This is a genomic window from Streptococcus mitis, assembly GCF_902159415.1.
Classification (GTDB): Bacteria; Bacillota; Bacilli; order Lactobacillales; family Streptococcaceae; genus Streptococcus; species Streptococcus mitis_BG.
The window spans coordinates 866,214-890,098 of the sequence record NZ_CABGJU010000001.1 but is presented as its reverse complement, the minus strand read 5'-3'; the positions used below and the strand labels follow the sequence as shown (position 1 = coordinate 890,098).

General features: G+C 39.3%; 25 protein-coding genes. 23 read left to right on the top strand and 2 right to left on the bottom strand.

Features of this window, described 5'->3' with window-relative positions; translation table 11 throughout:
- Window positions 1-109: 109 nt before the first annotated feature.
- The 7 genes from FN031_RS04670 to whiA all read left to right on the top strand — a co-directional run bounded on the left by FN031_RS04670 (window position 110) and on the right by whiA (window position 5,860).
- Window positions 110-616: a dihydrofolate reductase gene (locus FN031_RS04670; RefSeq protein ID WP_142558034.1), complete on the top strand. Its 507-nt coding sequence runs from the start codon at window positions 110-112 to the stop codon at window positions 614-616.
- Window positions 617-817: 201 nt separating this feature from the next.
- Window positions 818-2,050: an ATP-dependent Clp protease ATP-binding subunit ClpX gene (gene clpX / locus FN031_RS04660; protein ID WP_142558030.1), complete on the top strand. Its 1,233-nt coding sequence runs from the start codon at window positions 818-820 to the stop codon at window positions 2,048-2,050.
- A gap of 8 nt (window positions 2,051-2,058) precedes the next feature.
- Window positions 2,059-2,646, top strand: a complete 588-nt coding sequence (gene yihA, locus FN031_RS04655; protein WP_142558028.1) for a ribosome biogenesis GTP-binding protein YihA/YsxC — start codon at window positions 2,059-2,061, stop codon at window positions 2,644-2,646.
- Between the two features lie 9 nt (window positions 2,647-2,655).
- Window positions 2,656-3,036 carry a RidA family protein gene (locus FN031_RS04650; RefSeq protein ID WP_142558026.1) on the top strand — a complete coding sequence of 127 codons (381 nt, stop codon included), beginning with the start codon at window positions 2,656-2,658 and terminating at the stop codon, window positions 3,034-3,036.
- Window positions 3,037-3,087: 51 nt separating this feature from the next.
- Window positions 3,088-3,978 (top strand): RNase adapter RapZ, encoded by an 891-nt coding sequence (rapZ, locus tag FN031_RS04645; protein ID WP_142558024.1) that lies wholly within the window; start codon window positions 3,088-3,090, stop codon window positions 3,976-3,978.
- Window positions 3,975-4,952 carry a YvcK family protein gene (locus FN031_RS04640; protein ID WP_142558022.1) on the top strand — a complete coding sequence of 326 codons (978 nt, stop codon included), beginning with the start codon at window positions 3,975-3,977 and terminating at the stop codon, window positions 4,950-4,952. Before rapZ ends, FN031_RS04640 begins: the two co-directional genes overlap by 4 nt.
- Window positions 4,949-5,860 carry a DNA-binding protein WhiA gene (gene whiA / locus FN031_RS04635; protein WP_142558020.1) on the top strand — a complete coding sequence of 304 codons (912 nt, stop codon included), beginning with the start codon at window positions 4,949-4,951 and terminating at the stop codon, window positions 5,858-5,860. The genes FN031_RS04640 and whiA overlap by 4 nt, the downstream gene beginning before the upstream one ends.
- A 35-nt stretch (window positions 5,861-5,895) precedes the next feature.
- Here the strand turns inward: whiA and FN031_RS04630 are convergent, their stop codons facing one another.
- On the bottom strand, window positions 5,896-6,864 hold the full coding sequence (locus FN031_RS04630) for an NAD(P)/FAD-dependent oxidoreductase (RefSeq protein WP_142558018.1): 969 nt from the start codon (window positions 6,862-6,864) through the stop codon (window positions 5,896-5,898).
- A 134-nt stretch (window positions 6,865-6,998) separates the two neighbouring features.
- On the opposite strand from FN031_RS04630, the gene cdaA reads away from it, so the two are divergent.
- The 12 genes from cdaA to FN031_RS04570 all read left to right on the top strand — a co-directional run bounded on the left by cdaA (window position 6,999) and on the right by FN031_RS04570 (window position 18,353).
- Window positions 6,999-7,856 (top strand): diadenylate cyclase CdaA, encoded by an 858-nt coding sequence (gene cdaA, locus FN031_RS04625; RefSeq protein ID WP_142558016.1) that lies wholly within the window; start codon window positions 6,999-7,001, stop codon window positions 7,854-7,856.
- A complete protein-coding gene (locus FN031_RS04620; protein WP_142558014.1) occupies window positions 7,843-8,622 on the top strand; it encodes a CdaR family protein in 780 nt (259 codons plus the stop codon). The genes cdaA and FN031_RS04620 overlap by 14 nt, the downstream gene beginning before the upstream one ends.
- 26 nt (window positions 8,623-8,648) lie before the next feature.
- Complete coding sequence (gene glmM, locus FN031_RS04615; protein WP_142558012.1) at window positions 8,649-9,998, top strand: phosphoglucosamine mutase; 1,350 nt, start codon at window positions 8,649-8,651, stop codon at window positions 9,996-9,998.
- A gap of 66 nt (window positions 9,999-10,064) precedes the next feature.
- On the top strand, window positions 10,065-10,439 hold the full coding sequence (locus tag FN031_RS04610; RefSeq protein ID WP_142558010.1) for a DUF1149 family protein: 375 nt from the start codon (window positions 10,065-10,067) through the stop codon (window positions 10,437-10,439).
- A 2-nt stretch (window positions 10,440-10,441) separates the two neighbouring features.
- Window positions 10,442-11,290, top strand: coding sequence for a DegV family protein (locus FN031_RS04605; RefSeq protein ID WP_142558007.1), 849 nt, complete (start codon window positions 10,442-10,444; stop codon window positions 11,288-11,290).
- Window positions 11,291-11,456: 166 nt separating this feature from the next.
- Window positions 11,457-12,224: a 4-hydroxy-tetrahydrodipicolinate reductase gene (dapB, locus tag FN031_RS04600; RefSeq protein ID WP_142558005.1), complete on the top strand. Its 768-nt coding sequence runs from the start codon at window positions 11,457-11,459 to the stop codon at window positions 12,222-12,224.
- Complete coding sequence (locus FN031_RS04595; RefSeq protein WP_142558003.1) at window positions 12,221-13,420, top strand: CCA tRNA nucleotidyltransferase; 1,200 nt, start codon at window positions 12,221-12,223, stop codon at window positions 13,418-13,420. Before dapB ends, FN031_RS04595 begins: the two co-directional genes overlap by 4 nt.
- Window positions 13,417-15,285 (top strand): ABC-F family ATP-binding cassette domain-containing protein, encoded by a 1,869-nt coding sequence (locus FN031_RS04590; protein ID WP_142558001.1) that lies wholly within the window; start codon window positions 13,417-13,419, stop codon window positions 15,283-15,285. Before FN031_RS04595 ends, FN031_RS04590 begins: the two co-directional genes overlap by 4 nt.
- A complete protein-coding gene (locus tag FN031_RS04585; protein ID WP_142557999.1) occupies window positions 15,285-15,878 on the top strand; it encodes a hypothetical protein in 594 nt (197 codons plus the stop codon). Before FN031_RS04590 ends, FN031_RS04585 begins: the two co-directional genes overlap by 1 nt.
- Window positions 15,879-16,019: 141 nt before the next feature.
- Window positions 16,020-16,532 (top strand): adenine phosphoribosyltransferase, encoded by a 513-nt coding sequence (locus tag FN031_RS04580; protein WP_006154681.1) that lies wholly within the window; start codon window positions 16,020-16,022, stop codon window positions 16,530-16,532.
- A gap of 193 nt (window positions 16,533-16,725) precedes the next feature.
- Window positions 16,726-17,670: a homoserine O-acetyltransferase MetA gene (gene metA / locus FN031_RS04575; protein ID WP_142557997.1), complete on the top strand. Its 945-nt coding sequence runs from the start codon at window positions 16,726-16,728 to the stop codon at window positions 17,668-17,670.
- A gap of 8 nt (window positions 17,671-17,678) precedes the next feature.
- The gene (locus FN031_RS04570) at window positions 17,679-18,353 is read left to right on the top strand and encodes a DnaD domain-containing protein (protein WP_142557995.1); all 675 of its coding nucleotides are present in this window, start codon (window positions 17,679-17,681) and stop codon (window positions 18,351-18,353) included.
- 50 nt (window positions 18,354-18,403) lie between these two features.
- On the opposite strand, the gene FN031_RS04565 is transcribed toward FN031_RS04570, so the two are convergent.
- Window positions 18,404-19,852 (bottom strand): alpha-amylase, encoded by a 1,449-nt coding sequence (locus FN031_RS04565; RefSeq protein ID WP_142557993.1) that lies wholly within the window; start codon window positions 19,850-19,852, stop codon window positions 18,404-18,406.
- Window positions 19,853-20,114: 262 nt separating this feature from the next.
- Here FN031_RS04565 and FN031_RS04560 point away from each other — a divergent pair, with 262 nt between their 5' ends.
- From FN031_RS04560 to aroB, 4 genes are read left to right on the top strand one after another with little or no spacing between them, the layout of a single operon-like run.
- Window positions 20,115-21,278, top strand: coding sequence for a class I SAM-dependent rRNA methyltransferase (locus FN031_RS04560; RefSeq protein WP_185928441.1), 1,164 nt, complete (start codon window positions 20,115-20,117; stop codon window positions 21,276-21,278).
- Window positions 21,275-21,952 carry a type I 3-dehydroquinate dehydratase gene (aroD, locus tag FN031_RS04555; RefSeq protein ID WP_142557989.1) on the top strand — a complete coding sequence of 226 codons (678 nt, stop codon included), beginning with the start codon at window positions 21,275-21,277 and terminating at the stop codon, window positions 21,950-21,952. Before FN031_RS04560 ends, aroD begins: the two co-directional genes overlap by 4 nt.
- Window positions 21,942-22,796, top strand: a complete 855-nt coding sequence (locus FN031_RS04550) for a shikimate dehydrogenase (RefSeq protein ID WP_142557987.1) — start codon at window positions 21,942-21,944, stop codon at window positions 22,794-22,796. The genes aroD and FN031_RS04550 overlap by 11 nt, the downstream gene beginning before the upstream one ends.
- A gap of 18 nt (window positions 22,797-22,814) precedes the next feature.
- Window positions 22,815-23,882 (top strand): 3-dehydroquinate synthase, encoded by a 1,068-nt coding sequence (gene aroB, locus FN031_RS04545; RefSeq protein ID WP_142557985.1) that lies wholly within the window; start codon window positions 22,815-22,817, stop codon window positions 23,880-23,882.
- The last annotated feature ends 3 nt before the right edge of the window (window positions 23,883-23,885 follow it).

Here is a 23,885-nt window from a genome sequence, read left to right as displayed (position 1 = left end):
ATCCGTAGATTATTTGCTACGGATTTTTTTCTCTCTCTGAAGGCATTCAAAAACAGTCTTTTTTAGAGATTTTTGATAAAATAGAACTATCAATGAAAAGGATGAAAGCATGACAAAGAAAATCGTAGCGATTTGGGCCCAAGACCAAAAGGGTGTAATCGGAAAAGAAGATCGTCTACCATGGCATTTGCCCGCCGAGTTAAAGCATTTCAAAGAGACAACATTGAATCACGCTATTTTAATGGGGCGTGTAACTTTTGATGGAATGGGACGACGTTTATTACCAGGCCGTGAAACCCTAATTTTAACACGAAATACACAGGAATCTATTGAGGGTGCTTTGGTTTTCCAAAATGTTGAGGATGTTTTAGACTGGTATCATCGTCAGGCTAAGAATCTCTATATCATTGGTGGCAAGCAGATTTTTCAGCTTTTTGAATCTTATCTAGATGAGATTATCGTGACACAAATTCATGCTCAAGTTGAGGGAGATACTTATTTCCCAGAGGATTTTGACTTGACTGCATTTGAAACGGTTGCTAGCAAGAGCTATGCTAAAGATGATAAGAATGATTATGATTTCACCATAGAATATAGAGAAAGAAAGGGAGTCTAATGGAGCGCAGTGTTTTTGGTTTTTTTACAGCTCTTTTGTGTGCTGTCTGCCTTATAGCTGGGGGACAAGCTTTTCGTAAAAAGAGATTTGGGCTTGCTGTTCTGCTATGGCTAAATGCTTTTACCAACTTGGTAAATAGTATTCATGCTTTTTATATGACCTTATTTTAGAGAGAATGAATGATTAGGACGGAAGGAAATCATGCCGACAAATAGAAAAAATGATATGATGGTTTATTGCTCGTTTTGTGGCAAGAGCCAAGATGAAGTACAAAAAATTATAGCAGGTAATAATGCTTTTATCTGTAATGAATGTGTGGAGCTAGCTCAGGAGATTATCCGTGAAGAGTTGGCGGAGGAAGTTTTAACAGATCTTTCAGAAGTTCCAAAACCAATTGAACTTCTCAACATTTTAAATAATTATGTCATCGGTCAAGATCGTGCTAAACGTGCCTTGGCTGTTGCGGTTTATAACCACTATAAACGAATCAACTTCCACGATAATCGTGAAGAATCAGAAGACGTTGACCTACAAAAGTCTAATATTTTGATGATTGGCCCAACTGGTTCAGGAAAGACTTTCTTAGCTCAAACCTTAGCTAAAAGCTTGAATGTACCTTTTGCTATCGCTGATGCAACAGCTTTAACGGAAGCTGGCTATGTAGGTGAAGACGTAGAGAATATACTTCTCAAACTCTTGCAGGCAGCTGACTTCAACATCGAGCGAGCTGAGCGTGGAATTATCTACGTTGATGAAATTGATAAGATTGCCAAGAAAGGTGAGAATGTTTCCATCACACGTGATGTTTCTGGTGAAGGTGTTCAACAAGCCCTTCTTAAGATTATCGAAGGTACAGTAGCAAGTGTGCCTCCTCAAGGTGGACGCAAGCATCCGCAACAAGAGATGATCCAAGTAGATACCAAAAATATTCTCTTCATTGTAGGTGGTGCCTTTGATGGGATCGAGGAAATTGTCAAACAGCGTTTGGGTGAAAAAGTCATTGGTTTCGGACAAAACAACAAGGCCATTGACGAAAAGAGTTCTTATATGCAAGAAATCATCGCCGAAGATATTCAAAAGTTTGGAATTATCCCTGAGTTGATTGGACGCTTGCCGGTATTTGCTGCTTTAGAGCAATTGACAGTGGATGATTTGGTTCGTATCTTGAAAGAGCCTAAGAATGCCTTGGTTAAACAGTATCAAACCTTGCTTTCTTATGATGATGTTGAGCTTGAATTTGATGATGAAGCACTACAAGAAATTGCTAATAAAGCTATTGAACGTAAGACGGGTGCCCGTGGTCTTCGCTCTATCATCGAAGAAACTATGTTAGACATCATGTTTGAAGTACCAAGTCAAGAAGATGTGAAAACAGTACGTATCACAAAAGAAGCAGTCGATGGAACGGATAAGCCGATCCTCGAAACAGCCTAGGGGTGGTTATGGAAATCAATACATACAATGCAGAGATTTTACTGAGTGCGGCAAATAAGTCACACTATCCACAGGATGAACTTCCAGAGATTGCACTAGCGGGTCGTTCGAATGTTGGGAAGTCCAGTTTTATCAATACTATGCTGAACCGTAAGAATTTAGCTCGGACATCAGGGAAACCTGGTAAAACTCAGTTGCTAAACTTCTTTAATATTGACGACAAAATGCGATTTGTAGACGTTCCTGGCTATGGTTATGCACGAGTTTCCAAAAAAGAACGTGAAAAATGGGGTCGCATGATTGAGGAATACTTGACTACTCGAGAAAATCTTCGTGCGGTAGTTAGTCTAGTAGACCTCCGACACGATCCTTCTGCTGATGATGTACAAATGTACGAGTTTCTCAAATATTATGAGATTCCAGTTATCATTGTGGCTACCAAAGCTGATAAGATTCCACGTGGCAAGTGGAATAAGCACGAATCAGCCATTAAAAAGAAATTGAACTTTGATCCTAGTGATGACTTTATCCTATTCTCTTCTGTAAGTAAGGAAGGAATGGAAAAAGCTTGGGATGCTATTTTAGAGAAAATATGAGGAAAATAAATGGCTAGAACAATCCATACAGATAAGGCTCCAAAGGCTATCGGACCGTATGTTCAAGGAAAAATTGTAGGTAATCTTTTATTTGCAAGTGGTCAAGTTCCTCTCTCTCCTGAAACTGGGGAGATTGTAGGGGAGACTATTCAAGAGCAGACGGAGCAGGTCTTGAAAAATATTGCTGCGATTTTGGCAGAAGCAGGAACTGATTTTGACCATGTTGTAAAAACAACCTGTTTCTTAAGTGATATGAATGACTTTGTCCCTTTTAATGAGGTCTACCAAACTGCTTTTAAAGAGGAGTTTCCAGCTCGCTCAGCTGTGGAAGTAGCGCGTCTGCCCCGCGATGTTAAGATTGAAATTGAAGTAATCGCAGAGATTAGATAAGCTATTTGAAGTTTGGTTCTTCCAAGCTTCTTTTGATATAAGGAGATTATGATGACAAAGAAACAACTTCACCTTGTAATTGTGACAGGGATGAGTGGTGCAGGGAAAACTGTAGCTATTCAATCCTTTGAAGATTTAGGGTATTTTACAATTGATAATATGCCGCCTGCTCTCTTACCAAAATTTATTCAGTTGGTAGAGACAAAAAATGACGACCACAAGTTAGCTTTGGTTGTGGATATGAGAAGTCGTTCTTTCTTTTCAGAGATTCAGTTGGTTCTTGATGAGATAGAAAAACAAGAAGGTTTAGACTTTAAGATTCTCTTTTTAGATGCTGCTGATAAGGAATTGGTTGCACGCTATAAGGAAACAAGAAGAAGTCATCCTCTTGCGGCAGACGGTCGTATCTTAGATGGGATTAAGTTAGAACGTGAATTATTGGCTCCACTAAAAAATATGAGCCAGAATGTTGTTGATACTACAGAATTGACTCCTCGTGAACTTCGTAAGACCATTGCGGAACAGTTTTCAGATCAGGAGCAAAGTCAGTCTTTTCGTATCGAGGTTATGTCCTTTGGATTTAAGTACGGAATTCCAATTGATGCCGATTTAGTATTTGATGTTCGCTTTTTACCAAATCCATACTATCTACCGGAACTCCGTAATCAAACAGGTGTAGATCAATCTGTTTATGACTATGTTATGAAACACGAAGAATCGGAATCCTTTTATAGCCACCTGTTAGCCCTGATTGAACCAATTCTACCAGGTTATAAAAAAGAAGGGAAGTCTGTTTTGACAATTGCTATTGGTTGTACTGGTGGTCAACACCGAAGTGTTGCCTTTACGAAACGATTAGCCAATGATTTAGCTAAAAAGTGGCCTGTAAACGAAAGTCATCGTGATAAAGATCGAAGAAAGGAAACGGTAAACCGTTCATGAGAAAACCAAAAATTACGGTGATTGGTGGGGGGACTGGTATTCCTGTTATCCTAAAAAGTTTACGGGAAAAAGATGTTGAGATTGCTGCTGTTGTAACAGTAGCAGATGATGGAGGTTCTTCAGGGGAACTTAGAAAAAATATCCAACAATTGACACCTCCTGGGGATCTTCGCAATGTCCTCGTAGCCATGTCTGATATGCCTAAGTTTTATGAGAAGGTATTTCAGTATCGCTTTTCTGATGAGGCAGGCGCTTTTGCTGGTCATCCACTGGGGAACATTATTATTGCAGGCTTATCAGAGATGCAAGGTTCAACCTATAATGCTATGCAATTACTGAGTAAGTTTTTCCATACGACAGGAAAGATTTATCCCTCTAGTGACCATCCTTTGACACTTCATGCTGTCTTTAAAGATGGGACAGAAGTAGCTGGTGAAAGTCATATCGCAGATCATCCTGGAATGATTGACTATGTCTATGTGTCAAATACATTTGATGATGAAAAACCTCAAGCTAGTCGACGGGTAGTCAATACGATTCTTGAAAGTGATATGATTGTTTTAGGACCGGGATCGCTCTTTACATCCATCTTACCAAATATTGTTATTGAAGAAATTGGACAGGCTCTTCTAGAGACTAAGGCAGAGGTTGCCTATGTCTGCAATATTATGACTCAACGTGGAGAAACAGAACGTTTTACAGATAGTGATCACGTTGAGGTCTTGCAGAGACATCTTGGTAGACCTTTTATTGATACTGTATTGGTCAATATTGAAAAAGTTCCAAGAGACTATATGGATACCAATCTTTTTGATGAATATTTAGTGCAGGTTGAACATGACTTTGCTGGTCTATGCAAGCAGGTGCCACGTGTGATTTCGTCTAATTTTCTTCGCTTAGAAAATGGTGGTGCTTTCCACGATGGTGACTTGATTGTTGATGAATTGATGCGAATTATACAGGTAAGAAAATGAGTTTTACAGTTGCAGTAAAAGAAGAAATTCTCCGTCGACACCATTTGAGTCGACATGAACTTTCAGCCATTATCAAGATGTCTGGGAGCATAGGTTTGTCTTCTTCAGGATTAACTTTATCGGTTATAACAGAGAATCCTAAATTAGCTCGCCATCTATATGAATCTTTTTTACACTTTTATGAAATTAAATCGGAGATTCGTCACCATCAAAGAAATAATCTCCGTAAGAATCGTGTTTATACTGTTTATACAGATGAGCGAGTGCAAGAGATATTGAGTGATTTGCATTTAGCTGATTCTTTCTTTGGGCTAGAAACAGGGATTGCTCCTGAAATACTAGCTGATGAGGAAGCAGGCCGTGCCTATCTCCGTGGTGCCTTTTTGGCAAACGGGAGTATTCGAGACCCAGAATCAGGAAAGTATCAGCTTGAAATCAGTTCTGTTTACTTAGATCATGCTCAAGGGATTGCTTCGCTGCTCCAGCATTTTTTGCTAGATGCCAAGGTAATTGAACGAAAAAAAGGGGCAGTGACCTATCTTCAGCGTGCGGAGGATATTATGGACTTTCTCATAGTCATTGGAGCTATGGAAGCGCGTGATACTTTCGAAGGCGTCAAAATCTTACGAGAAACTCGGAATGACCTTAATCGTGCCAATAATGCAGAGACAGCAAATATTGCTCGAACTATATCCGCCAGTATGAAGACTATTAACAACATTAGTAAAATCATCGATAGGCTAGGCTTGGATAACATCCCAGCCGATTTGCAGGAAGTTGCGCGTTTGCGTATTCAACACCCGGACTACTCTATCCAGCAGTTAGCAGATAGTCTAAGCAATCCAATGACCAAGAGTGGGGTCAATCATAAACTAAGAAAATTAAACAAACTAGCTGACGAATTATAAAACAACCACGAATCGTATGATCCGTGGTTTTTTTCTTATAAGCTTGTTGAGTGTTTTGGTTGTACCTTTTGTTCTGGGTCGATGTAGTTAATAGCATTGTTAACAGCAGTTGGTGCTTCCCCTAGACCAGTAGCGATTAAATCAATCTTACCTTCATAGTAGCAGCAGTCTCCAATTGCGTAAATTCCTGACTGGCTTGATTCTTGCTTGCTGTTAACGATAATCTTGTGGCGGTTAAGGTCTAATCCCCAATTTTTAAGATTACCGACAGAAGATTTAAAGCCATAGTTGACAAAGAGGTGATCGAGTTCAATAGTTTCAGTCTCATCGGATTTGACTTTTGTGATTTCAAGCTTGTCAAGAGTTTTTCCATCTCCAAGAAGTTGACTTGGCACAAATGGTGTTTTTATGCTAACAGATGATTCTTGGAGGGCTTGAACACTATGCTCAAGCGCACGGAAGTTGTCTCGACGGTGAACAAGTGTAGTTGGAGCAATCTTTTCAAAAGCTAAGGCCCAGTCCACAGCAGAGTCTCCTCCACCCAGGATGGTTACTTTCTTGCCAGCATACTGTTGAATGTTAGAAACGTGGTAATGGATATTTTCATAACTATCAACACCATCCAATTCAAGTGGACGCGGTTTAAAGGCACCTCCACCCATAGCGATAATGACAGCTTTACTACTATGAATACCTTTAGTAGTTGTTATCTTAAATACATCATTCTCTTTTTCAATCTCAAGAACAGTTTCATTGAGATGTGCTGGTGTATCAAAACCTTTTAGTTGTTCTAAGAGGCGATTAGTTAGTTCTTCACCAGTGAGATTTGGGAAACCTGGGACATCAAGAATTTGTTTTTCAGGGTAGAGAATAGCAGGTTGGCCACCTAGTTGTGGAAGAGAGTCGATAATTTGGACTTTGGCTTGGCGTAGGTGAGCATAGAATGCGGCAAACAGGCCTACAGGACCACCTCCAACGATGGTAATGTCATAGAGTTGAGACATGATTTCTCCTTTTTGTTTTCTATTTTCTTATTCTATCATATTTTCCGACAATGTAAAATAATGTAGGATGAAGAAAAATTTTACAGAAAATGATATAATGAAGAGAAGCTTTTTTAACGCGGAGGAGACCTTGGATGAATTTCCAACAATTATCTAATCCCCAATACTGGTCCAGTTTATTTTCCAGTCCCTGGAGTATAGTGATCAATCTGATAGATATTCTGATTGTTACATACATCTTATATCAATTTACAAAATCAATCGCAGGAACTAAAATCATGATTCTAGTTCGTGGGGTATTAGTCTTTATTTCAGCTCAAATATTAGCTAATTTTTTAGGTTTGACGACTATTTCTTGGTTGATTAACCAATTGATTACCTATGGGGTTATTGCAGCAGTTGTTATCTTTTCTCCTGAAATTCGAACTGGTCTGGAGCGATTGGGTCGTGCAACAGAATTCTTTTCTAGTACTCCAATTAGTTCAGAAGAACAAATGATCCGTGCTTTCGTTAAATCAGTTGAATATATGAGCCCTCGTAAAATAGGAGCCTTGGTAGCTGTTCAACGTGTCAGAACCTTACAAGAATATATTTCAACTGGGATTCCTCTTGATGCAAAAATATCAGCAGAACTTTTGATCAATATTTTCATTCCTAATACTCCTTTGCATGATGGTGCAGTAATTGTTAAAGGAGAACGGATCGCTGTAACCTCGGCCTATCTTCCTTTGACCGAAAATACAGGAATTTCAAAGGAATTTGGTACTCGTCACCGTGCTGCAATTGGTTTATCAGAAGTTTCTGATGCCCTAACCTTTGTTGTTTCAGAAGAAACTGGAGGCATTTCTATTACTCATAACGGTGTCTTTAAACACAATCTGACCATTGAAGAGTTTGAAGCAGAATTGCGAAGAATTCTTGTTCCAGTAGCTACAAAAGAAGCAAGCTTGATAGAGCGTGTGCTAGGAGGTTGGAAACATGAAAAGAAATAGTCTTTATATTATCTCCTCTTTCCTATTTGCATGTATTTTATTTGTATATGCGACGTCTATCAATTATCAAAATAATAGTAATGCTAGAACAACGAAAACAGAAACTTATACAAATACAGTTTTAAATGTACCTATTGATATTCAATATGATAGTGACCAGTATTTTATCAGTGGCTTTAGTTCAGAGGTAACGGTCTTCTTGACAGGTGCTAATCGAGTGGCTCTGGCTAGTGAGATGCAAGAAAGCACTCGTAAGTTTAAAGTAACAGCCGATTTGACTCAAGCGACAGAAGGAACTGTCGAAGTTCCTTTAACTATTGAGAATCTTCCTAGTGGACTAACTGCAGTAGCAACACCACAGAATATAACTGTGAAAATTGGGAAAAAAGTCACACGGGATAATGTCCCAGTCATTCCACAAATTGATTATAGTCAAATTGACGACAGCATCGTCGTTGATGGTGTCATTATTTCAAATGAACGAGTTTCAGTAACAAGTGATGCGGATACCTTGTCTAAAATCGATAAAATTGTTGCTATGTTACCGACTAGCGTGAGACTAACTGGAAACTATTCAGATTCCGTTCCTTTACAAGCTATAGATAAGAATGGAACGGTTCTCCCTGTTGTAATTACTCCGTATGAAACAACAATAAAAGTTGTAACAAAACCGGTTCGAAATACAAGCAGTTCGACCACTACAACAACTCATTCGTCTACAACGAATTCGGATGCAAATACAGATACAGCAAAAAAAGAACAATAAAAATTTCTTAGAAAAGGATAATAACCATGGGTAAATATTTTGGCACGGACGGTGTCCGTGGAGAAGCTAATGTAGAACTAACGCCAGAATTGGCTTTTAAACTAGGTCGCTTTGGAGGTTATGTCCTCAGTCAACACGCGACAGAGGCACCAAAAGTTTTTGTAGGGCGTGATACACGTATTTCAGGTGAAATGCTTGAATCAGCTTTAATTGCGGGTCTCCTCTCAGTGGGAATCCATGTATACAAACTTGGTGTTCTTGCAACTCCAGCAGTTGCCTACCTCGTTAAAACTGAAGGAGCTAGTGCAGGTGTTATGATTTCAGCCAGCCACAACCCAGCCCTTGATAACGGTATTAAATTCTTTGGTGGTGATGGCTTTAAGTTAGATGATGATAAGGAAGCAGAAATCGAAGCTTTGTTGGATGCGAGTGAAGATACTCTTCCACGTCCAAGTGCAGAAGGTTTAGGTTCTGTTGTGGATTATCCAGAAGGACTACGCAAGTATGAAGGATATCTAGTTTCAACAGGAACTCCACTTGAAGGAATGAAAGTGGCCTTGGATACTGCTAATGGTGCAGCTTCAACTAGTGCTCGTCAGATTTTTGCAGATTTGGGAGCTCAATTGACTATTATTGGGGAAACTCCAGATGGTCTTAATATCAACTTGAATGTTGGTTCTACACATCCTGAGGCTTTGCAAGAGCTCGTGAAAGAAAGTCAGTCAGCTATTGGTTTAGCTTTTGATGGGGATAGTGACCGTCTCATTGCGGTTGATGAAAATGGAGAGATTGTCGATGGTGATAAAATTATGTATATCATCGGGAAGTACCTTTCTGAAAAAGGTCAGTTGGCCCAAAACACAATTGTGACAACAGTCATGTCTAACCTTGGTTTCCATAAGGCCTTGGATCAAGAGGGGATTAACAAAGCTGTTACTGCAGTTGGAGATCGTTACGTAGTTGAAGAAATGAGAAAGTCTGGCTATAACCTTGGAGGTGAGCAGTCTGGTCACGTCATCCTGATGGATTTTAACACAACGGGAGATGGTCAATTATCAGCTGTTCAATTAACTAAAATCATGAAGGAAACTGGTAAGAACTTATCTCAATTGGCATCAGAAGTGACTATCTATCCTCAAAAGCTAGTTAATATTCGTGTAGAGAATGCTATGAAGGAAAAAGCCATGGAAGTACCAGCTATCAAGGCTATTATCTATAAGATGGAAGAAGAAATGGCAGGAAATGGCCGTATTCTTGTACGTCCAAGTGGAACAGAGCCACTTTTACGTGTGATGGCAGAAGCACCTACAACTGAAGCTGTAGATTACTATGTGGACACTATAGCTGCGGTCGTTAAAGATGAGATTGGAATCTAGATAATTCAGCAGAAAATTTGGAAATATGATACAATGTCAAAGTAAATTGTATCAATGGAGATAAATATGAATTTAAAACGTGAACAAGAATTTGTCAGTCAGTATCATTTTGATGCTCGTAATTTCGAATGGGAAAATGAAAATGGTGTCCCTGAAACCAAGGTTGATGTCAATTTCCAATTACTTCAACATGATCAAGAAAATCAAGTGACTTCTCTTATTGTTATTTTAAGCTTTATGATTGTTTTTGATAAATTTGTTATTAGTGGTACTATTTCTCAAGTTAACCATGTGGAAGATCGTATTGTGGATCAACCAAGCGAATTTAGTCAGGAAGAAGTTGAGATGCTTGCTCGTCCTTCTTTGGATATGCTCAATCGTTTGACTTATGAAGTAACGGAAATCGCCCTAGACTTACCAGGGATCAATTTGGAGTTTTAGTCATGAAATTAGCTGTCATTACAGATTCTTCAGCTTATTTAGAAGCGAAGATTTTGCAAAGAGAGAATCTATTTATTTTGGATATTCCTGTCAATATCGATGGACAGGAGTATATTGAAGGTGTAAATCTAACCGCTCAAGAATTTTATGAAAAAATGGCTCGTTCATCTGAACTACCTAAAACCAGTCAACCAAGTATTGCCAAATTGGATGAGATTCTAAGTTCCTTGAAAGAACAAGGTTACACTCATGCTTTAGGACTCTTCTTGTCGTCTGGTATTTCAGGCTTTCATCAAAATATCCAGTATATGAAGGATGAATTTGAAGGTTTAACAATTTCTTTTCCTGATACTCGCATTACAAGTGCTCCCCTAGGATTTATGGTGGAAAGTGTTTTTCAATGGGTAGAAAATGGTGACGATTTTAATACTATCTTAGAGAAACTAGATAAACAAATCACTAAAACATCTGCTTTTATCATGGTTGACGATCTTGACCATCTGGTGAAGGGAGGAAGATTATCCAATGGAGCAGCTATTTTAGGAAATCTTCTTAGTATCAAGCCTATTCTTTACTTTAATGACCAAGGTGTCATTGAAGTTTATGAAAAAGTTCGTACGGAAAAGAAGGCAACCAAACGTTTGGTAGAAATTATCAAAGAGTTGACAAAAGATGGAGACTACCGTATTACGGTCATTCATGGAAATGCTCCTGAAAAAGCAGAGGAATTGCGTCAGCAGTTACTTGAAAGTGGAGTAACAAGTAATATTGAAATAGCGACCATCGGTAGTGTGATTGGAACCCACCTTGGTGAAGGTAGTATCGCTCTGAGCTACACTCCAATTGTATAGTCTCGTAATGTGGGCAGATATCGCCCTTTGTATCTTAGAATTTGAACACGCCTGGAACTCTCTGTGAAAAATCGCTCTTCCAAGGGGAGAAACTCCTTGATTAGAACTCTTATTTTCACTTTGTATTCATACAGGCTTGATATCTTAGATAGGAGTTGAGATAGAGATGAGTATTCGTGTAATTATTGCAGGATTTAAGGGTAAGATGGGGCAAGCTGCTTGTCAAATGGTGCTAGCAGATCCGGACTTAGATTTAGTTGCAGTTATAGACCCTTCTGAGAAAGTAGATTCTTGGCAAGGTGTTCCTGTATACAATGATAAGGAAACCCTAATTGGTATTAGTGCAGATGTTTGGGTGGATTTTACAACACCAGCTGTTGCCTATGAAAATACACGTTTTGCTCTTGAAAATGGCTTTGCTCCAGTAGTTGGAACAACAGGCTTTACTAGTCAGGAAATCGAAGAATTAAAAGATTTTTCTCGTTCCAAAAACTTGGGTGGCTTGATTGCTCCCAACTTTGCCTTGGGTGCAGTCTTACTTATGCAATTTGCAGCACAGGCAGCTAAATACTTCCCAAATGTGGAGATTATTGAACTTCACCATGATAAGAAAAAAGATGCTCCGAGCGGGACAGCAATCAAAACAGCTGAGTTGATGGCTGAAGTTCGTGAGTCTATTCAACAAGGTGCTAGTGACGAGGAAGAACTCATTGCTGGTGCTCGTGGTGCTGACTATGATGGTATGCGAATCCATTCGGTTCGTTTACCAGGTTTGGTAGCTCATCAGGAAGTTATTTTTGGAAATCAGGGAGAAGGATTGACTTTACGTCACGACTCCTATGATCGTAGCTCCTTCATGACAGGGGTGAATTTGGGAATCAAAGAAGTTGTCAAGCGTCATGAGCTTGTCTATGGATTAGAACACTTACTATGAAATTAACAAAAATGCCTTCTGAATTTCAGAAGGCTTTACCAGTATTAGAAAAAATTAAAGAAGCAGGATTTGAGGCTTATTTTGTGGGTGGCTCTGTTAGGGATGCCCTACTCAATCGCTCCATCCATGATGTGGATATCGCGACTTCATCTTATCCTGAAGAGACTAAGCAGATTTTTCCACGCACAGCTGATATCGGCATTGAGCATGGGACCGTTTTGGTTTTAGATGGAGATGAAGAGTACGAAGTCACCACTTTTCGGACGGAAGATGTCTATGTAGATTATCGTAGACCAAGCGCGGTTTCTTTTGTGCGTTCGTTGGAAGAAGACCTCAAGCGTCGTGATTTTACAGTCAATGCCTTTGCCTTGGATGAGACAGGGGAAATCGTTGATTTATTTGACGGGCTCAAAGATTTAGAAAATCAAGTTTTGCGAGCAGTTGGAGTTGCCAGTGAACGTTTCAATGAAGACGCGCTACGCATCATGCGTGGTTTCCGCTTTCAGGCCAGTCTAGGTTTTGAACTTGAGCAAGCAACCTTTGAAGCGATGAAGACCTTAACGCCACTTTTAGAAAAAATCTCTGTGGAGCGCACCTTTGTCGAGTTTGATAAACTTTTACTGGCTCCCTATTGGCGAGTAGGTTTATCATCTATGATTGAGAGTCAAGCTTATGATTATCTTCCAGATATGGTAGGCAGTCAGGAGAAACTCCAGTCTTTGTTTGATTTAGAAAAAGATTTTACTTTTGAATCTTCTGAGCAAGCTTGGGCAGCACTTTTATGGGTTTTAGAAGTGGAAGATGCTCAACAATTTTTGAAACATTGGAAGACTTCACGCCAATTTGCCAAGCAGGTACAGGATTTGCTGTCTATTTTGGCTCTCCGAGAAGAAGGGGAACTCGGTAAACGTGATTGTTACCGTTTTAATTTGGACTTGCTTCTACAAGCTGAAAATCTTCGTCAGGCTCAAGGAAAAGAAGTCAACCCACAAGCAATCACAGAAACCTACGAGAGCTTGACTATTTATGATAAGAAAGAGATGCAAATTAATGGTGGCATTCTCATCAAGGAATATGGCTATCATCCAGGTCCAGAATTAGGAGATGTTTTAGAGGAAATTGAGTACGCTATTGTGGATGGTAATCTAGATAATGAAGTGGAAGCCATTCATGCATACTTAAGGGAGAGAAAATGAGTGATTTTATCGTTGAAAAACTAAGCAAATCAGTTGGTGACAAGACCGTTTTTAAGGATATTTCTTTTATCATCCACGACTTAGATCGCATAGGACTCATTGGTGTCAATGGAACAGGAAAGACAACCCTTCTAGATGTGCTTTCAGGTGTTTCAGGTTTTGATGGCGATATTAGCCCTTTTTCAGCAAAGAGTGATTACAAAATTGGTTATTTGACCCAGAATCCGGAATTTGATGATAGCAAGACTGTCTTGGATACTGTTTTATCCAGTAACCTCAAGGAAATCCAGTTGATTCGGGAGTATGAACTGCTTATGCTCAGCTACAGTGAGGACAAGCAGTCGCGTCTAGAACGGGTCATGGCGGAAATGGATTCTCTCCAAGCATGGGAAATCGAAAGTCAGGTCAAGACTGTTCTCAGTAAACTAGGCATTCAAGAATTATCAACTCCTGTTGGAGCTTTGTCGGGTGGTCTTCGTAGACGGGTTCAATTGGCACAAGTGCTTTTGGGTAACCATGATCTCTTGCTACTAGATGAGCCAACCAACCATCTGGATATTGCGACCATTGAGTGGTTGACCCTTTTCTTGAAAAATTCCAAGAAAACGGTTCTTTTTATCACCCATGACAGATATTTCTTAGATGCTCTTTCTACACGGATTTTTGAATTAGATAGAGGTGGATTAACAGAGTATCAAGGGAACTATCAAGATTATGTTCGCATCAAAGCTGAGCAGGATGAGCGTGATGCTGCCCTTCTCCACAAAAAGGAACAACTTTATAAGCAGGAATTGGCCTGGATGAGACGACAACCGCAAGCTCGTGCAACCAAGCAACAGGCTCGCATCAATCGTTTTCACGATTTGAAAAAGGAAGTTTCAGATACTAGCCTTGAGACAGACTTGAGCATGAATTTTGAAACTAGCCGTATCGGTAAAAAAGTTATCGAGTTTAAGGATGTTTCCTTTGCCTATGACGGTAAACCGATTCTGAAACATTTTAATCTTTTGGTACAAGCCAAAGATCGTATCGGAATCGTCGGGGACAATGGTGTTGGGAAGTCAACCCTTCTTAACCTTATTGCAGGAAGACTTGAAGCGACTGAAGGGCAAGTTATCATCGGTGAAACAGTACGCATTGCGTATTTCTCGCAACAAATCGAAGGATTGGATGAAAGCAAGCGAGTTATCAATTACTTGCAAGAAGTGGCAGAAGAAGTTAAGACGAGCAGTGGCTCTACGACATCAATTGCTGAGTTACTGGAACAATTTCTCTTCCCTCGTTCAACGCACGGTACCTTGATTGAGAAGCTGTCAGGTGGAGAGAAGAAGCGTCTTTACCTCCTCAAATTACTCCTTGAAAAACCCAATGTGCTTCTCTTGGATGAACCAACAAATGACCTAGACATTGCGACCTTAACAGTTCTAGAAAATTTCTTACAAGGTTTTGCAGGACCAGTCTTGACAGTTAGTCACGACCGCTATTTCCTTGATAAGGTAGCAACCAAGATTCTCGCTTTTGAGAATGGGACCATTCGTCCTTTCTATGGACACTACACTGACTATCTGGATGAAAAGGCCTTTGAAGCAGAAGCAGTAACGCAAAGTCAAAAGGCTGACAAGGAAAAAGTTGCCAAAGTCCGTGAAGAGAAGAAACGCATGACCTACCAAGAAAAGCAGGAATGGGCAAGCATTGAAGGCGATATTGAATCCTTGGAAAATCGTATCGCGGCTATTGAAGAAGAAATGCAGGCAAATGGCTCCGATTTTGGGAAACTAGCTACACTTCAGAAAGAATTAGATGAGAAGAATGAAGCTTTGCTTGAAAAATATGAACGCTATGAATATTTAAGTGAGCTAGTATAATGGAAGAAACGATTATTAAATGGAGTAGTAAAAAAATCGTTTTGAGCTTTGTTCTTTACCTACTAGAATTGGCTCTTCTACTTTGGATCCTTTCGTTTTTGCTGAGCTATCCCGAAGAAGCACCTGCGGGATTGGTGGCTTTAATTCTCTTTATTGGTTTCTTAATCATCATAGTTGGCTTCATTTTGTATCAACATTTGCGACGGCTTTTTTCTGATAAAGAGTATTTGAAATGTACGGCTCAAGGATTTTCCTATAAACCATATCCAAAGAAAGACTGGCAGTTTTATTCCTGGGGACAGGTAGAAAAGTTTGCTCTCACGAGAATTAAGGGTAGTAGAAATGCAAGGGATTTTTATATGATTGAGGTTCAGTTTTATGACAAGGAAGTTTTAAAATCCAACTTTTTCTGGTATCGTCTTCGAAGTAGATTTACAAGTTCAAAACATTCTAACGTTTTGAAAATCCCAATCTATTTGCTAGATGTTAGCTTACCAAAGAGAGTATTTGAAACCATGTCTTACTTTGAACGAGAGTGGCGCATCCAACAAAATCGCGAGCGAAATCAAAGCTCTAAAAGCAAAAAGAAGTAAAGATTTCATTGAGCGAGCGAATCTCCGAATTTTATGAAGGGCTGAGGGGCTTTGGAAGGATATTCCAAGGCTTCTTTCTATTTTGCTTTTCTAGGAATTATGGTATAATAGGGAGTAAAAACTTTAAAAGAAAGAAACGCTATGAACTTAAAAGATTACATTGCAAGTATTGAAAATTATCCACAAGAAGGAATTACTTTCCGTGATATTAGCCCATTGATGGCAGATGGAAATGCCTACAGCTACGCTGTTCGCGAAATTGTTCAATATGCTACTGACAAAAAGATTGATATGATCGTAGGACCAGAAGCACGTGGATTTATCGTTGGATGTCCAGTCGCTTTTGAGTTGGGAATTGGTTTTGCACCTGTACGTAAACCAGGGAAATTGCCACGCGAAGTGATTTCAGCTGACTACGAAAAAGAATATGGTGTTGATACTTTGACCATGCACGCAGATGCTATCAAACCAGGTCAACGTGTCCTTATTGTAGATGACCTCTTGGCAACAGGTGGTACTGTTAAAGCGACAATCGAAATGATTGAGAAATTAGGTGGTGTCGTAGCTGGTTGTGCCTTTTTGATTGAGCTTGATGAGCTAAAAGGTCGTGAGGCAATCGGAGATTACGATTATAAAGTTTTGATGCATTATTAATAAAAAACAGTCCTTGGGGCTGTTTTCTCGTCATTTGATATAAAATAAGGCTATATCTAGTTAGAGAAAAACTATAATTGAAAACTATACCTTCTTACAGTATAATAAAGGGAAAGAAAGTTGCCAATTAGAAAGTCTAATTGGTGATAACAGTTTAACACGTACCCAGTATTGATATTGTAAGGAGATTTCTATGCCGATTCGAATTGAAAAAAAATTACCAGCAGTTGAGATTTTACAAACAGAAAACATTTTCGTCATGGATGATCAACGGGCGGCTCATCAGGATATCCGACCCTTGAAAATTCTTATTTTAAATCTAATGCCGCAAAAAATTGTAACAGAGACTCAACTCTTAAGACATTTGGCTAATACTCCTCTGCAGTTAGATATTGACTTTTTATATATGGAGAGTCACCAATCAAAAACAACTCGCTCAGAGCATATGGAGACTTTTTATAAGACCTTCTCGGAAGTCAAAGACGATTATTTTGATGGCTTGATTATCACAGGAGCTCCAGTTGAGCACCTTCCATTTGAGGAGGTTGACTATTGGCAAGAGTTTACCCAAGTTATCGATTGGTCTAAGACTCATGTCTTTTCAACCTTGCATATTTGTTGGGGAGCACAGGCAGGTCTATACTATCGCTATGGCGTAGATAAATACCAGATGGACCAGAAGCTTTCTGGGATTTATCCTCAAGATGTTTTGAAAGAAGGTCATCTCCTATTGAGAGGTTTTGATGATTTATATGTATCCCCTCATTCTCGCCATACAGAAGTCCACAAAGAAGATATCCTGAATAAAACAAATCTAGAGATTTTAGCATCAGGAAAAGAGGTGGGAATCTCTATCCTTGCGAGTCGAGATTTGAGAGAAGTATATAGCTTTGGGCACTTAGAGTATGATCGTGATACTCTTGCTAAAGAATACTTTAGAGATTTAGATGCTGGTTTAAACCCCCATATACCGGAAAATTATTTTAAAAATGATGATATCCTTACTCGTCCATGTATGATGTGGAGTTCTTCAGCAGCTCTCTTTTTCAGTAACTGGGTAAATTATGCAGTTTACCAAGAAACACCGTTTGAGTGGAAGAGTGCGGAAGATGATGTGTCTCATTTTGGATATTTATAAGAGGAATTATGACATATTTAGATGCTTTCAAATCAGGAAACTTAGTGTTACCGAGTGACCTGCTCTTACATTACAATCAACTGTTCTCGTCAAGCGATGATTTCTTGGTTTGGCAATTCTTTTACCTACAGAATACAACGGCTTTAGGTGAATTGTCTCCAAGTCAGATTGCTGAAAAAATCGGCAAAAATGTCACTGAAGTCAATCAGGCTATTTCACGATTGACTGAGAAAGGGTTGCTTCAATACCGAACCATTGAACTTAATGGCGAAATAGAAGTAATCTTCGATGCAACTCTTGCCTTGGAGCGCCTAGACCAACTTTTTGAAAAACAAGCTCCAAACCAGGTGCAATCTGCTCCAAATGATTTAAAGAGCTTGGTAGATACTTTCCAACAGGAGCTAGGCCGTCTTTTGAGTCCTTTTGAAATTGAAGATTTAGAGAAAAGTTTAAAGGAAGATGGAACTAGTGCAGACTTGATAAAGGAAGCCTTGCGTGAAGCTGTTTTGAATGGGAAACCAAATTGGAAATACATCCAAGCAATTCTCCGCAACTGGCGTCATGAAGGGATTAAGAGTGTAGCTCAAGTAGAAGCTAAGCGCTTGGAAAGAGAAGCAAGCAATCCTCAAAATGTACAAGTCTCATCAGATTTCAAAAACGCTATGGATCTATGGAAAGACTAATAATGAATAATAAAAAAACTTGCCAATCAGGCAAGTTTTTTTGTTTTTAATTAGCAAGTCCCCCAAACGCTGAGAGAACGTTCAGCTACTGGGAAATCTCCGTATCCATCCGAATTAATAGTTACTTGATAAGAATGATTACCGAGTAAATCAACAAAGGTTTGGTCAGCCCATTCTTGGCCTACAAACATGGTTTTATCATTCTCTTGAGCATTTGAGATAAGAATGGCAAGAGGCGATTGGTTGTCAGCTCCAGAACGAACCCAACCGATACAATTAGGGTCATCAAAGTAGTCCGTCTGTTCTCCATAAGCCAGATCTTTTCGGATAGCTAAGAGACAGTCAAGGACTTCTTTAAAATCTTGCTGAGCATATTGACCAGAGATACCGTAGTAGTCTCCATAAAAGACACAAGGGAGACCCTGCTCTCGCAAAAGAATAAGAGCATAGGCTGCTGGTTTAAACCATTCTTCTACAGTAGATTCTAAAGCTTGTCCTCGTTGAGTATCATGGTTTTCGACAAAGGTTACAGCCTTATCTGCTTTGACTTGAACCAGACTATCATTAAAGATGGTACGCAAATCGTAGTCTGCCCCAGCTTGACTTGCTTCAAAGAGATTCATATGGAGTCGGACATCGACAAGGTCAAAGCGCTCTTCAATCTTTTCGAGATAGTCAAGGTTTGCATCCTTATCTGGATTCCAGAATTCTCCAAAGACATAGAAGTCTTTTCCATATTTCTCTTTGATGTCACGAATGAAATTACGCATAAAGAAAGAGTCGATATGCTTGACTGCATCTAAGCGGAAGCCTGTTACACCAGTCGTTTCCATGAACCAATCAGCCCAATCGTAGATATTTTGTATGACTTCTGGATGCTTGAAATCTAGGTCCGCATACATGAGATAGTCATAGTTACCATTTTCATTATCGACTAATTCCTCGTGGGCCCATCCCTTATTATCTCCCTGGATAAGGTAAATACCAGACTTCCGTCTTTTGGCATCATAGTCAGTTCCAGTAAAATGGTACCAGTGCCAGTGGAAATCATTGTAGGTGTTTTGTCTTCCATCAAAAGTAAAGTTTGTCCAACCATTGATGGTAAAAGGTTCTCCGAGTTCAATTGTGCGATCTTCTGGGTCGACTTCAATAACCTGGAAAGATTCCAAACGGTCTGCAGCTGCCTTGTGGTTTAAGACGACGTCAGCCATAGGTTGAATCCCGTGAGATTTAAGTGTTTGAATAGCTTGAAGATAGTCTTCTTTGAAACCGTACTTGGTACGCACAGTTCCTTTTTGGTCAAATTCACCGAGGTCAAAAAGATCATAGACACCATAACCGACATCTTTTTCGTTGGTAGCTTTAAAGGCAGGTGGCATCCAGACGTGGCTAATTCCTAGATTTGCAAGGTGCTCAGCATCATCTGTAAGTCGCGTCCAGTGTTGTCCATCGTGGGGAAGGTACCACTCAAAATATTGCATTAGGGTTTGATTTTTCATAGATAGTCCTCATACTTAACAATTTGAGAATCATTTTACCACAAAGCAAGCAAATGAGCAAACGTTTGCGCTACAAAAAATAGACCTCAGGATGTGAATGTCTATTTTTACGGTAATAGAATGAAATTTCTCTACACAAATGACCCTTCTTATTTAGAAATCAATCAAGCAGAAACAAAAAGCTTGTATAGTTCCTATGACATCAATGGAGAAATCATTTTCTATTTTGTGAATTGTCACAAAATTTGGTATAATAGTATCTATGAAAAAATTGTTGGTCAGCCGAAGTGTTGAAAAAAAAATACAAAAGGGGCAGGTTGTTTTGGAGAAAGAAGATTTTCCAGAACTATCTGAAACGGATATAGAAGTTGAGCTATATAACCAAGGAAAGCAATTTTTAGGAAAGGCTTATCTATCACCCCAAAATAAAGGAATTGGTTGGTTTGTAACCGATCAAAATATTTCCTTTGATCAATCTTTTTTTGAAACACTCTTTAAAAAAGCCAAAGATAAACGTGCATCTTATTATCAGGATGATTTGACGACTGCTTTTCGTTTATTTAACCAAGAAGGTGATGGCTTCGGTGGTTTGACATTGGATCTTTATGGGGATTACCTTGTTTTTTCATGGTATAACTCATATGTTTTTCAACTTCGTCAGCAGATAGTTGCTGCATCCTCTCAGGTTTTTCCAGAAGTTTTGGGTGCTTATGAGAAGATTCGATTTAAGGGATTAAACTATGAGTCGGATCATATTTATGGGAAAGAAGCACCGGAGAATTTTACAGTTCTTGAAAATGGAGTCCTTTACCAGGTCTTTATGAATGATGGATTGATGACAGGTATTTTCTTAGACCAACATGATGTTCGTGGAAGTTTGGTTGATGGTTTAGCTATGGGGAAATCCTTGCTTAATATGTTTTCCTATACAGCTGCTTTTTCAATTGCTGCAGCCATGGGAGGCGCGAGTGAAACAACCTCGGTTGACCTAGCCAAACGGTCGAAAGAGTTGTCAGTGGCTCATTTTGAAGCTAATGGCATTAGTCTTGAAAACCATCATTTTATCGTCATGGATGTCTTTGAGTATTTTAAATATGCTAAACGTAAAGGTTTGAGCTATGATGTGATCGTGCTAGACCCACCAAGCTTTGCTCGCAATAAAAAACAAACCTTCTCAGTAGTAAAGGATTATCACAAGTTGATTTCCCAAAGTCTCGATATTTTAAATCCGGGAGGCATCATCATTGCTAGTACCAATGCTGCCAATGTTTCCCGCAAGAAATTTACAGAACAAATTGATAAAGGATTTGCAGGAAGAACCTATCAGGTACTAAATAAATATGGACTTCCAGCAGACTTTGTTTTTAACAAAAAAGATGAAAGTAGTAATTACCTCAAGGTGATTAGTATGAAGGTAACTAAATGAAATTAGTCGTTTCTGTTATGCCAAAGAGTTTAGAAGAAGCGCAAGCAATTGATGCAAATCGTTATGTAGATGCAGATATTATCGAGTGGCGAGCTGATTTTCTACCAAAAGATGAAATCTTACAAGTTGCACCAGCAATTTTCGAGAAATTTGCTGGACGAGAATTACTTTTTACCTTGCGTACTCGTGCTGAGGGGGGTGAGATTGACTTGTCAGCTCAAGAGTATGTTCAAGTCATTAAGGATGTCACCCAGCTCTATCAACCTGAATATGTGGATTTTGAGTATTTTGGGAAAAAGGGTGTTTTTGATCAGATGTTAGATTTCCCAAATTTAGTTTTGAGTTATCATAACTTTCAAGAAACACCTGAAAATATGATGGAAATTTTATCAGAACTAACTAGCCTGAATCCAAAAGTAGTGAAAGTATCAGTTATGGCCCATACCGAACAAGATGTATTAGACCTGATGAACTTCACTAGAGGTTTTAAAACCCTTAATCCTGAACAAGAATATGTGACTATCTCTATGGGGAAAGTAGGTAAGGTTTCTCGTATTACTTCTGATGTTACGGGTTCCAGCTGGTCATTTGCAAGCTTAGATGTAGCTAGTGCTCCAGGACAGATTTCTCTGTCAAATATGAAAAAAATTCGGGAGATTTTGAATGAAGATTGATGGCTACACACGTCTAGTTGCTGTCGTTGCAAATCCTATCAAACATTCTATTTCTCCTTTCATTCATAATAGTGCTTTTCAGGCAACAGAGACTAACGGTGTTTATCTTGCTTGGGAAGTGGATGCGACTGAACTAGCAGAGACAGTTGCCAATATTCGCCGCTACCGGATGTTTGGAATCAATCTGTCCATGCCCTACAAGGAGCAAGTGATTCCTTATTTGGATCAGTTGAGTGAGGAAGCCCGTCTGATTGGTGCTGTGAATACAGTAGTGAATCAAGAAGGAACTTTAATTGGATATAATACAGATGGCAAGGGATTCTTTAAGAGCTTGCCTTCTTTTGAAATTTCCGGAAAAAGAATGACCTTGTTGGGAGCTGGTGGAGCTGCTAAATCTATTTTAACTCAGGCAATTTTAGACGGTGCTGATCAAATTTCTGTTTTTGTTCGCTCGTCTTCTATGGAAAAAACAAGAATATATCTTGAAAAATTACGGGTAGAAACAGATTTTAAAGTTGACTTATATGATTTAGAAAATGTTCAAATCTTACAAGAAATAATCCACCAGTCTGACTTACTGGTGAATGCTACTAGTTTAGGAATGGACGGAAAATCATCACCAGTTCCTACAAACCTTACTTTGCCTCCACAAGTCTTGGTGGCAGATATTATTTATCAGCCTTTCGAAACACCATTTCTACAATGGGCTAAAAGCCAAGGGAATGTAGCTGTTAACGGACTCGGTATGCTTTTATATCAAGCAGCAGAGGCTTTTAAACTATGGACAGATAAGGATATGCCAACAGATGAGATTTGGCAGTCCTTAACAGAAAAATATCACTAAAGAAAAGGAGCCACTAGAATGAAAATCAGAATTGACATTCCGCATCACCCTTATGAAATTCAGATTGAAAAAGGATGCCTATCTCAAGCAGGAAAATGGTTGAGAGAACTTTGGCAACCACAAAAAGTTGTTATCGTAACGGATAACCGTGTGGCTTCTCTCTATGCAGAAAAAGTAAAACTCAGTATTGAGGCTGCTGGTTTTCAAGTGGCGATTTTTGACTTCTTAGAAGGTGAAGAAAGAAAGAACCTAACAACTGTTCAGAAAGTCTACGAATTTTTAGTTAAACAAGGCTTAACTCGTAGTGATGGTATCGTTGCCCTCGGTGGTGGAGTTGTTGGAGATTTAGCTGGCTTCGTAGCCTCCACCTATATGAGAGGGATTCATTTCGTTCAAATTCCGACTAGTTTAACAGCCCAGGTTGATTCTTCTATTGGTGGTAAGACAGGAGTTAACACTTCCTTTGCAAAAAATATGGTGGGAACATTTGCCCAGCCAGATGGAGTCTTGATTGATCCACTTGTCCTTGAGACTTTGGGGAAAAGAGAATTGATTGAGGGAATGGGTGAGGTCATCAAGTATGGCTTGATCGAGGATATAGAACTATGGAATCTTCTGATAGAAATGGATGGTTCTGTGGAAAGCATTTTGGAAAATTCAGAGAGATTGATTGAGCATTCTTGCCAAGTGAAGCGCAAGATGGTAGTTGAAGATGAATTGGACAATGGCATTCGTCTCTATCTAAACTTTGGTCACACAATCGGACATGCTATTGAGGCAACTGCTGGCTATGGACATGTCATGCACGGTGAGGCAGTAGCTATGGGAATGGTTCAGGTCTCTAAGGTAGCAGAAGAAAAAGGACTTATGCCAGAGGGTATCACCCAGTCTATCCGAGAAATGTGTCTGAAGTTTGGATTGCCGATCGAGTATAAAAACTGGGACCTTGACAAGCTTTATCAGGCTTTGACTCATGACAAAAAAGCGCGTGGGAATACCATGAAGTTAGTTTTGGTACCTGAGCTTGGTTCAGCGACGATTCACTCAGTTTCTCTCGAAGAAATGAAAGAATACTTGGTAAAATAAGGA